Source organism: Roseovarius sp., assembly GCF_018066915.1.
In the GTDB taxonomy this organism is placed as follows: domain Bacteria; phylum Pseudomonadota; class Alphaproteobacteria; order Rhodobacterales; family Rhodobacteraceae; genus Roseovarius.
The window spans coordinates 1-3,828 of record NZ_JAGPVV010000246.1 but is presented as its reverse complement, the minus strand read 5'-3'; the positions used below and the strand labels follow the sequence as shown (position 1 = coordinate 3,828).

Below are 3,828 nucleotides of genomic sequence, written 5' to 3'. Positions count from 1 at the left end.
GTGTATATCTCCTCGCCCTCCATGCCGCCGCAAGAAGGGAAAAAGTGGACGACTTTTACGCCGCCCGCACCGCCAATACGACGGCGCTACCGTGGTCTAATTTTGCACCACCGTTCTCAAGTTAAGAGAAGCGTAGCATTTCCTTCACATACGGCAGTCAACTGGAACCCTATATCGTTGGTTATAGCGCCTCCTGAACCAACAAGGTACCAGCCATCTAAAGCCGCAGGAGTATCAAGATATTGGCTTACATCGAACGCAGGGGAAGGCACAAATACATCCTCGGCGGTCAGGCCTGTTCGCTCTTTGATCCATGCCTGCCCCTCCTCGGTAGGCAGCCACTCACGGAACTGCCGCCAATCTTCTGCGCTAAGCGTGCTACAGTACCACCCACCTCGCGTATAGTCTGTGCCAAGAGCGGAAATCTCAGCATCCGTACAAAGTTTAAGGCTTTGCCGGAACATATAGAGATCAAGATCGGCAATGGCCTGTGGAAGCACAGTGCGGCACTTTTCGGGAGTTACAAGCTCGTTATTCAGTGTGTCGTATAGACTTTTTAGGTCAACTATATTGCTCAAGACGTCATCGGAACTGGTAGGAGTAGAAGTGGCAATTTGTGCTGCGGCGATAAAAGGAGACGCGATAATGCACGCATCAACCACAAACTGTGGTATCTTGTACTCCTCAGCACGAGATACTTGAGGGATTGAAATTAAAAGAAAAAATAGAGCGAAGATTTGGGCGACAGCCACAATACTCGTTTTTTTGTTTTTAGGTTTTTTGCATGCCGCACACGTGACGATCATTTGAAGGTTACTCATGTTGGAGAACTCTGTAGTAAAACGATAGATTCAAGAGAGGCTTGTGGCCGCTGCGCCGGCAACAGCCTGACCATTCTTCATCCTTCTTATGATGGCTGTGTGAGTCAAGCTCTTGCAAAAATAAGGACTATTGCAAAACCCCTACCTTCTTGCAGATCAAGCACTTGCCCGTTTCATATGTCTTTTGCAAAATTTCATGCATGAAACTAAGTTACGGTTGGCCAAAACGCTACGCGTGCATCCTGTCATTCGGGGTGATGGAAAAAGACACGCCTTCACGCTGCTTCAAGCGGGCAACCATCGCCAGCAGATTATCCGCACGCGGGTTCCCTTTGGCGCTGAGCATACGCATCAGGCTTTTGGGGTCCTTGTCCATGTCTTGAGCCAGAGCCTCAAACCCCACCGTGGCGTTGACGTAGTCACGCAGCAGCACCTTGCCGGTCTCCAAATCGTCGCTGAGCATCGCTTCGATTGCCTCGCGGAAGAGGCCCATGCGAAACTCGGGATCGCGCTCGGCGCGCGCCTTGATCGTTTCCTTGAAACTTCTTGTCAGGGCCATGTTAGTCACCTTGCTTCTTGCGATTCTTGTAGTCGTCCCAGTGGCGCTTGGCCTGTTCGATGTCCTTCGACTGGCGTTTCTTCGTCCCGCCACAGAGCAGAATCACAAGCGTGTTACCGTCCTGCCCGAAATAGACCCGGTAACCGGGGCCAAACGGGATGCGCCGTTCCGACACGCCTTGCCCGACCGGCTTCACATCGCCAAGGTTGCCGGTTTCGATCCGGGCAAGGGCAGTTCTCACCTTCAACGCCGCAGCCGTATCGAGGCTGTCAAACCAGTCCTCGAAGGGCGCGTTGCCGTCTTCGGTGACGTATAGAACAAGCTCAAACGCTTGGGATTTAGGTGACATATGTGTTACCAATTGTCAAGGGTGACGGTCGGACTTGCCATGCCGCAGCATGGCAAATCGCGGAATCTGCGAAGCTCTAGCATGGTGCGTACCGAACCCCCACCTTCAATGCGTCAGCTCCCGATCCATGTCCCGATCCCGCACCTCTAGCTCTGTCTCAGCCGTTCTTCGGCGTCCCTCGCTAGCATCAAGCTCTCGTTCAATTTCGCGTCCAGCGCGTTGTAGGTGGCCTCTTCGCTCAGCAAGCCACGCAACGCCTGCATTGACGCGATCTGCGAGCGTATGAGCAGCGTCGCGCAACCCGCGATACCATCCAACTGGGCTTGCAGCCTCTTCGTCGAGCGCGCTTCCAAGCCGCTCAATTCCGCGGCTGATGTTTCGCAGGCCGTCACCAACCGCTCGACGCAGGCGAGCAAGTCGCGCTCCAAGGCTGTCAGGGGCGTCGTCATTCATTTCTCCTCGATCTTGATGCAGATGACCGGCGTCCCGGCCAGTGTGCAGGTCTTCAGCTCGGTCCTGGCGGGGTCCAGCGTCAGCCAGGTCTGCTCCTCCTGGTCGATCCGCGTCAGGCCCAGTTCCGCTATCTCCGAGCGCGTCAGCATGGACGTCCAGAACCAACTCGCGGCCATCATCGAGGCGATCCCCGTCACGACTATCCCCGAGATCACCCAAGGCGAGATCGTCAGCCAGCGCCTGATCTGTTCGGTCCGTGTCTCGAACAAGCTCCTGTTCTCGTTCAGAAAGTGGCGTGTATCGCTCTCGATGGTACGCCGCGCGTCGTTCGCAATGGCCGTCAAATCGCTCCTGAAGCTCTCCAGCTGGGATTCCATCGAGGCGGCGTAGCCCTGGCGTATCGTGTCCAGCTCCGCGTTCAGTTTCTCGCTCAGCCGGGTCGGCTTGCCAGTCTTCATGGAAAATCTCTCCTTTCAGGCGCCAGCGCTCGCCGGTCTCGGGGTCTTGCGCGGTCAGGTAGGCATTGCCCATGCGGGGCAGGTCGAAGCCCGCATCGGCAAGTGCATCGACCATGCTTGCGCGGTCGGTGATTAGGCCGACGCTGACCTGATCGAGGATCCACGCATGCAGCTCGTCGCGGCCATGGGCGCGGGTCGGGGCTTCGATGGTGTCTCGAACCTCCTGCGCGCGCTCCAGCTCCATCGGATCGGCCCAGCCGTGGCGCTGGTTCATTAGATCGCGCAGGCTGTCAAAGGCGTCCTGATAGCCTGGTGGCGCGATGTTCAGGCTGCGCCCGGTGGTCAGCTCCAGGCGCGGGGTGCAGAAGTGCAACTCGACGCGGTCCTCGTGGCTGTGACGGACCCAGAGCATATCGTATTGCTCGCCGTCCAGCCCGGCAAAGGCCAGCTGCTCGAAGGCATCTATGACTTCGGCCTGCTGCGCCTCACTCGGCGCGTCCTCGGCGGCAAAGCTGATCACGCCCGCGCGGTAGGTCCACTGGTGGCGGCTGGCGTCTATCAGCGCCTCTGTGAGGCTTGGATCGCCGCGCAGCACCTCGGGCAAGGGATCGCGCGTCACCATCAACGGCCGGCCGTCGGCATCGCGGACCAGGTCGCGGTTGCCGTCGTAGGCCAGCACGCGCTCAGCCACGAGATAGCCGACCGGCCCCGCGCCCGCGCCTTTGCCGTTGGGGAAAAACTTGATCAGCACCGCCGCGCCGCCTCAACGATCTGGGCAAGCTGGCGTTCGATCACCAGTAGGCGGCGCGCGACGGTCAGGCTGTCGAGGTCGGTGCGGCCAACCAGCATCGCGCGGTTCAGCCAGCGCGCGATCTGGTTGAGGTTGCCGCCAATGCGCCCGACGGCCAGCACCAGCGCCGGATCGACACGCGGCACGGGCTTGCGGCGGCGGGCCTCGGTCAGGCCAAGCGCCTCACGCAGGAGCGTTGCGGCAGGCAGGCCTGCGGCCTCCGCCTTGGCGCGCAGCAGGGCCTTCTCGCTGGCCGTGCAACGGAAGACGAAAGTCTCCGTCAGCGGCTCCTTTGCGCGGGCTTTTCCCGCGACGGTGGGGTTCGAAGGGGAGGCTTGCCGCCCCTCGCAAGGTCCCGTGTCAGCAGCGCCAGCGTATGACATGGGTCGCCTTGCTGT

General features: G+C 59.2%; 5 protein-coding genes. All 5 read right to left on the bottom strand.

The window, feature by feature from the left end; all coding sequences use genetic code 11:
• Nucleotides 1-116: 116 nt before the first annotated feature.
• On the bottom strand, nt 117-821 hold the full coding sequence (locus KBT70_RS13600; protein WP_296634541.1) for a hypothetical protein: 705 nt from the start codon (nt 819-821) through the stop codon (nt 117-119).
• A 229-nt stretch (nt 822-1,050) separates the two neighbouring features.
• A complete protein-coding gene (locus tag KBT70_RS13595) occupies nt 1,051-1,380 on the bottom strand; it encodes a transcriptional regulator (RefSeq protein WP_296634538.1) in 330 nt (109 codons plus the stop codon).
• A gap of 1 nt (nt 1,381) precedes the next feature.
• A complete protein-coding gene (locus KBT70_RS13590) occupies nt 1,382-1,729 on the bottom strand; it encodes a type II toxin-antitoxin system RelE/ParE family toxin (protein WP_296634534.1) in 348 nt (115 codons plus the stop codon).
• Nucleotides 1,730-1,834: 105 nt separating this feature from the next.
• The gene (locus KBT70_RS13585; protein WP_296634530.1) at nt 1,835-3,391 is read right to left on the bottom strand and encodes a relaxase/mobilization nuclease domain-containing protein; all 1,557 of its coding nucleotides are present in this window, start codon (nt 3,389-3,391) and stop codon (nt 1,835-1,837) included.
• Nucleotides 3,385-3,813 carry a plasmid mobilization relaxosome protein MobC gene (gene mobC / locus KBT70_RS13580; RefSeq protein ID WP_296634527.1) on the bottom strand — a complete coding sequence of 143 codons (429 nt, stop codon included), beginning with the start codon at nt 3,811-3,813 and terminating at the stop codon, nt 3,385-3,387. The genes KBT70_RS13585 and mobC overlap by 7 nt, the downstream gene beginning before the upstream one ends.
• Nucleotides 3,814-3,828: the final 15 nt, after the last annotated feature.

Excerpts from the sequence above, each read along its gene's own strand:
- KBT70_RS13600 (WP_296634541.1), bottom strand. The coding sequence starts at position 821 with ATGAGTAACCTTCAAATGATCGTCACGTGTGCGGCATGCAAAAAACCT.
- KBT70_RS13595 (WP_296634538.1), bottom strand. The coding sequence starts at position 1,380 with ATGGCCCTGACAAGAAGTTTCAAGGAAACGATCAAGGCGCGCGCCGAG.
- KBT70_RS13590 (WP_296634534.1), bottom strand. The coding sequence starts at position 1,729 with ATGTCACCTAAATCCCAAGCGTTTGAGCTTGTTCTATACGTCACCGAA.
- mobC (WP_296634527.1), bottom strand. The coding sequence starts at position 3,813 with ATGTCATACGCTGGCGCTGCTGACACGGGACCTTGCGAGGGGCGGCAA.